At 67.2% G+C, this 5,824-nt stretch carries 5 protein-coding genes and 1 pseudogene; 2 read left to right on the top strand and 4 right to left on the bottom strand.

Going from position 1 to position 5,824, the window contains the following annotated elements; translation table 11 throughout:
* The 3 genes from AC1DU6_RS17915 to AC1DU6_RS17905 form a co-directional block, all read right to left on the bottom strand.
* Positions 1-694 (bottom strand): glycosyltransferase family 2 protein (locus AC1DU6_RS17915; RefSeq protein ID WP_477858666.1); only part of this gene is annotated, 694 nt, incomplete at its 3' end.
* A 7-nt stretch (positions 695-701) separates the two neighbouring features.
* Positions 702-1,385, bottom strand: a complete 684-nt coding sequence (locus tag AC1DU6_RS17910) for a class I SAM-dependent methyltransferase (RefSeq protein ID WP_056196555.1) — start codon at positions 1,383-1,385, stop codon at positions 702-704.
* A complete protein-coding gene (locus AC1DU6_RS17905) occupies positions 1,382-2,023 on the bottom strand; it encodes a glycosyltransferase family 32 protein (protein WP_056196558.1) in 642 nt (213 codons plus the stop codon). The genes AC1DU6_RS17910 and AC1DU6_RS17905 overlap by 4 nt, the downstream gene beginning before the upstream one ends.
* A 134-nt stretch (positions 2,024-2,157) precedes the next feature.
* On the opposite strand from AC1DU6_RS17905, the gene AC1DU6_RS17900 reads away from it, so the two are divergent.
* The gene (locus tag AC1DU6_RS17900) at positions 2,158-2,970 is read left to right on the top strand and encodes a hypothetical protein (protein WP_457325829.1); all 813 of its coding nucleotides are present in this window, start codon (positions 2,158-2,160) and stop codon (positions 2,968-2,970) included.
* A complete protein-coding gene (locus AC1DU6_RS17895) occupies positions 2,954-4,000 on the top strand; it encodes a GSCFA domain-containing protein (protein ID WP_457325830.1) in 1,047 nt (348 codons plus the stop codon). Before AC1DU6_RS17900 ends, AC1DU6_RS17895 begins: the two co-directional genes overlap by 17 nt.
* A 130-nt stretch (positions 4,001-4,130) precedes the next feature.
* Here AC1DU6_RS17895 and AC1DU6_RS17890 read toward each other — a convergent pair.
* Positions 4,131-5,824: pseudogene (locus AC1DU6_RS17890) on the bottom strand (heme utilization protein); the annotation flags it as partial.

Genomic DNA, 5,824 nt, shown 5'->3' with positions numbered 1-5,824 from the left:
CGTGAAGGAAGTCCAGCACCACGGTGGTGTTGTTGGAAGCCTCCTGCTGGCCGCGGCGGGCACCAGGGTTCACATAGTCCTTGTGCATGACGGCGCCACCGCCCGCAACGTGCACGGGCATTGCGCGCGAGCAGACGCCTAGCAACCAGTCCCAGTCTTCCTGCGAGGCGAGATGGGCGTCGAAGCTCAGCCCTTGCAGCAGGCTGCGGCGGTAGGCCAGGCAGTGCAGGGGGATGAAGTTCTTGACCCACAGCGTGTTGACATCCGCCCCGGCGAGCGGCGTGGTCTGGCGGCCGAGCTCGGGGATGCCCGGCTGCTGGCGGTCTTCGGTGACGACGGTGATGTCGGTGAACAGGACTTGCGCATCCGGGCGCTCGCAGTGCGGCTTCAGCGTGGCCAGATGCTGGGGCTCGAAGGTGTCGTCGTCATCCAGGAAGATGACCCATTCGCCGCGCGCCAGGGCCAGGCCCTGGTTGCGGCTCTCGGCGGGGCCGTTGGCGCCGGTGCGCTTGAGGAAGCTGTCGGCCGGGCCCAGATCGCGGGCGACGACGGCGGCGGTCTCGGCGTCCAGCGCATCGGCGACCAGCAGGATCTCGAAGTCCGCGCAGGTCTGGGCGCGCAGCGAGCGAATAGCCCGCGCCAGCGTGGCCGGCCGGTTGTGCGTGGCCATGACGACCGAGAAGAAGGGCTGCATGACCCTCTCAGGCCTTGCGCCGCGCAATGGCCAGCAGCGAGATGTTGTTGAAGAACCAGATGCCCTGCAGGTCCAGCGTCGTGTACTTGTGGATGACGTTGGCCAGCGTGTAGGGCGTGTACCAGCAGTTGTGGTCGGGGTGCACGACCTCGACGAAGGTCTCGGCCTCGGTCTGGTAGTCGAAGTGCCGCGCGAAGCAGCTGTAGGCGTCGGGCACCGTGATGACGTATTCCTTGGCGCCGACGCGGTCCAGCTGCTCCAGGAAGCCCTTCACGTCGGGCACATGCTCCAGCACCTCGGGCACCAGCACGAGGTCATAGGGGTCCTTGATGTCGTCCCAGGACGAGAACAGCCGGCCTTTCAGGTGCGGCAGCATGTGCGGGAAGGCCTCGTCGTGGATGTCGAAACCGTCGAGCTGGCAGACCTTGTCGAGCTGCAGGTGCAGCGAGCGGTTCAGGTCGGTGATGGGCCAGTCGACACAGCCCACGTGCAGCACGCGCTTGCCGCGGCACATCTCCTGCAGCACCGCCACGCGGGGGTGGCCCATCAGGTTGCGGCTGACCGGAATGCGGTGCACGAAATAGGGCGAGTGGGCGCGCTCCAGCGCCGACACCGGCGGCAGGCCCTCGGGCTGGCACAGGGCCGGCTTGGGGCCGCGGTCCGTGTCGGTGGAAATCGTCGTCTCGCTCATGCCAGGCTCCGTGTATGCAGCTCGTCGTAGTTCTTGCGTGTGCTGCCCCATTCCTGGTCGGCGAAGACCGGGCCCTTGCCGCTGTAGCGGATGCCGGAGTAGTGCTGCGGGATGAAGAAGTGGCTGGGCCAGATCGTCAAGTTGATGTAGTTGTAGCGGCGGTGCGCCTCGGTCAGGAACAGCGGGCCGACGCTTTGCCAGGCCATTCGGTCGATGACGGTCGCCTTTTCCTTCACGTCCAGGATGAGCTGGCGGAAGAAGGGGTTCTGCGGCTCGGAGGCGACATAGCCGGCGGCGATCAGGCCGGGGCGGATGATCTCGTTCTCCCAGCAGGCGCAGGCCTCGCAGTCGAACAGCCAGGGCTCCAGCGGGCGGCGGCAGATGCTGTCGGCATCGACGACGAAGCCGCCTTCGCGGAACAGGATCTCCCAGCGCATGATGTCAGCCACGCCGTTGAGTTCGCGGCCGGACATGGCGCGGATGTGGTCGGCGTTGTACCAGCCGTAGGACATCAGGTCGGCGTTGCCCCAGACCTTGAGCTGCCAGTCGGGGTTGTGAACCCGCCAGGTGTCAATGCAGTTGTCCGGTCGCTTGGATTCGTCGCCGACCCAGATGATGTGCAGGGTCTTGGGGATCATGGTGCTCTCCTGAGCTTATCCGGTGCAGTATCCGACCGACGCCCGGCGTCGTGAGGGGGAAACTGAGGCCCATTCCTTGCCCTTTTGCCCCCTGGGCAAGCGCCGCGCCTCCCCTATGCTCGGCCCCAAGCATCATGACCCCACGGCTTTTCGTTGCCATCGGCAGCTCGCATCTTTTCGGCCTGATCGACCGCTATATCGAGCCGGTGTCGTCGGCCAAGTACCGCTCGGTCTGGTCGACTGGCGTGCCGTTCCGTGAGCCCATCGAGCTGGATGCCCCGCCTGGCTGGCGTGGCGAGCATGTGCTCTACAACACCCCCGTGGCCGGGCCGCCGCCGATGCTCAAGGAGGGCGTGCTCTACATCCCGGACGTGCTGACGGGCGTGCTCGGTCACATCCCTCAGGAAGCCGAGGTCATCTTCTCGCTGCTGCGCGGCCAGGAGTTCGCGATCGCCGCCCTCGTCGACGACCCCTCGCATGCCGACTTCCTGGGCGACGACGGCCGGATGGAGCCGGGCCGGCGCTGGATGTCGCGCACCGATGCACTGGCCTGGGTGCGCCAGATCGCCGAGCCGCTGTGGACGACGCATCTGGCCCTGCGCCAGCAGTTCCCGCGCGCACGCATCGTGCATGTGCCGGCGCCGCCACCGGTGGAGTCGCATGAGCACATCACGGCCAATCCCGAAGCCTTCGGACAGCTGTTCGCCGTGCACGGCATCAAGCCCTTTGTGATGCGCCAGCGCATCTACCGGTTGATGTACGGCGACCTGAACCAGCGCCTGGCGCAGATGGGCGTCGTGAGCCTGGCGCCGCCCGCCGGCGCGCTGACCGGGAACGGCGGCCTGAAGGCCGAATTCGCGCGCGGCTGCCTGCATGGCAATGAGCTGTATGCCGAGCAGCTGGCGCAACAGATTCGAGAGGTGCTGGCAAATGTCCCATCCGTATGAGGCAATGCCGCCCCAGGCGTTCTGGCGCAAGACCGTCAGCGCCCAGGCCTGGGGCCAGCTCGACTTCAAGCCGAACACCAAGTTCAAGCTGACCCCGTCGCTGAAGATCGCGACGGCTGGTTCCTGCTTTGCCCAGCACATGGCCCGGCGGCTGGAGAGCTTCGGCCTCAGCCATTGGGTGGTGGAGCAGGCGCCGGCGGGCCTCACGCCCGAGCGGGCGCGCGAGCTGCAGTACGGCGTGTTCTCGGCCCGCTATGCCAATGTCTACACGGTGCGCCAGCTGCGCCAGCTCGTCGAATTCGCCTTCGGCCTGCGTGAGGGCGACCCGCCGGTGCTGACCGAAAAGGGCCGCATCTTCGACGCCCTGCGCCCGCGCGTCCAGGCTGGCGGCTATGACTCGCTGGCCGACCTGCGTGCCGACCGTACCTGGCATCTGGCCCAGGTGCGGCGTCTTTTCAGCGAGTGCGATGTCTTCGTCTTCACGCTCGGCCTGACCGAGGCCTGGGTGGAGCAGGGCAGCGGTGTCGTCTTCCCGGTCTGCCCGGGCACGGCGGCGGGCGAGTTCGATGCCGAGCGGCATGGCTTCGTCAACTTCGACTACCCGGAGATCCTGGCCGACCTGGAGTGGGTGCGCGAGTTCGTCGCCGGCGTGAACCCGGGCATGCGCTGGATCGTCACGGTGTCACCGGTGCCGCTGGTGGCCACGGCCACGGCGCATCCGGTCATCGTCGCGTCCAGCTATTCCAAGGCGGTGCTGCGCGCAGTCGCCGGGCGGTTCGCGGACGCGCATGACGACGTCGACTATTTCCCCTCCTTCGAGATCATCTCGTCGGCCCAGAGCTTTGGGCAATACCTCGAAGGCGACCTGCGCGAGGTCTCGCCGCGCGGTGTCGACCATGTCATGCGCCAGTTCTCGGCCGCCTTTGTCGAAGCCGGCGAACGCGCTGCCGTGGCGGCACCCAGCCTGGCGGCCCAGGCCGCAGCGGCGGCTCAGGTCGAGTGCGAAGAGCTCCTGAACGACAGACCCTGAAGGGCTCACGTCTGTTTTCTGCACGGCCCTGCGGGGCCGTTTTCTTTGGCCCGTCATAAAAACAGGCCCTGGGATTGCTCCACAGGGCCTGCATGGGCCGGCACCGCGTGCCGGCGTCAGGAGATCAGGCTCAGATCCAGTTGCCGCCGTTGTTGCGACGGTGCTCGTCGTCCTCGGCCAGCTTGCGGTCGATGGCGGCGAGGTGGGCGTCGGCGCTCGGCAGGGCGACCTTGGCCAGGTCCACGGATGGCGCCCCCAGGAGCGCGTCGGCCGGCGCGGTCAGCAGGTCGCTCAGGCTGACCGTCGCATCCTTGCCGTCGTCGGCCTTTTGCGGCTGCACGTCCTTGGCGAACCAGACGTCGGCCACGTCATGCTTGCCGCCGTCGGTCGTCGTGTAGCTGGAGACCAGGCCGATGAGGTTGCCGTGGTCGCTGCCCGAACCCTTGGCGGCGTTCAGGTCGATGGAGGCGACACCCACCTCGTCCAGCGTCTTCAGYTCGCCGGCGTCGGTCTTGCCRTCGTGGTTRGCGTCGACCCAGACCTGCAGCTGCTTCCAGTTGGCGTCGTGTGCATCGAGCTTGCCGTCATGGTTGCTGTCCTGCTCGGCCATGGCGGCATAGCCGTCCTTGGCGTGCTTGCCATTGGCCAGGATGGTGCCCATGCCGAAGAGCTCGCTGCCGTTGTTGATGATGCCGTCGAGGTTGCGGTCCATGACGAGCAGGCCATCGCCGCCGGCAATCCAGCCGACCTTGTCCACGTGGCCGGAGCCGATCAGGTCGAAGTTGACGCCCTGGGCGGCGGCCAGCGTGTTGATGCCGTGGCCGTCCAGGTCGAGCACGATCGGCGTCTTGGAGAAGTAGGCGTCGAGCTGGGCGCCGTTCATCTCGCCGACGGCCGCGTTGGTCAACGCGTCCAGCTGGGCCATGCTCATGGCGGCGATGTCGCGGGTCTCCAGGCCGGCGACCTGGTCGGTCGTGATGGCATGGACCTGGTCGGTCGTCAGCGCGGCGGCCTGGTCCGTCGTCAGCGCGGTGATCTGGGTCACCTTCAGCGTCGTGAACTGGGCCGTGGTGATCGCGTCGATCTGCGCATTGCTCAGGGCCGCGAAGTTGGCCGTGGTCAGGGCGCGCAGGTCGTCGGTCTCCAGCGCCTTCATCTGGTCGGTGCTGAAGGACTGGACCTGGCTCGAGGTCATGACGCCGAACTGCGAGGCCGTGAACGAGTTCAGATCGTCCGTGGACAGGTGGTTGATCTGGCTGGTCGTCAGTACATTGACGCGGCCAGCCAGGCCGGTCAGCTGATCAGTCGTCAGGGCTGCCAGCTGGGTGTCGGTCAGGGCACGCAGCGAGGCCGTGGACAGCTTGGCCAGGTCTGTGGCGTCGATGGCCACGATCTGGTCAGTCGACAGCGAGGCCACCTGTTCCGTCGTCAGCACCGAGACCTGCGTCGAACTCATCGCCGTCATGTCGGCCGCCGAGAAGCCGTCGAGCTGGCTGGTCGTCAGCGACAGCACCTGGGCGGTGCTCAGCGCGACGATGTGGTCGGTCGACAGGGCGGCGAACTGGTCGGAATCCAGGCCGGCCAGGGCGGCCGTCGTGATGGCGCGCAGGTCGGCGGTTTCCAGCTTGGCGAGCTGACTGGTGGTCAGTGCGCCGAACTGGTCGGAGTCCAGCGCGGCGAACTGCGCCGTGCCCAGGGCGTTGAGGTTGTCGGTGACCAGGTTGCCGAGCTGGCTGGTGGTGAGTGCCTCGGCCTGGGCGGACGACAGGTTGCTGAACTGGCTGGTGGTCAGGCTGTTCAGGTCGGCCGTGCCCAGGGTGTTGA

This window comes from Roseateles sp. P5_B10, assembly GCF_056400485.1.
Note: the sequence above shows the minus strand (reverse complement) of the source record. Positions and strands in the feature narration are given on the sequence as shown.

Bases quoted from the DNA above. Each gene is read 5' to 3' on its own strand.
- AC1DU6_RS17895 (WP_457325830.1), top strand. From the start codon at position 2,954: ATGTCCCATCCGTATGAGGCAATGCCGCCCCAGGCGTTCTGGCGCAAG.
- AC1DU6_RS17900 (WP_457325829.1), top strand. From the start codon at position 2,158: ATGACCCCACGGCTTTTCGTTGCCATCGGCAGCTCGCATCTTTTCGGC.
- AC1DU6_RS17905 (WP_056196558.1), bottom strand. From the start codon at position 2,023: ATGATCCCCAAGACCCTGCACATCATCTGGGTCGGCGACGAATCCAAG.
- AC1DU6_RS17910 (WP_056196555.1), bottom strand. From the start codon at position 1,385: ATGAGCGAGACGACGATTTCCACCGACACGGACCGCGGCCCCAAGCCG.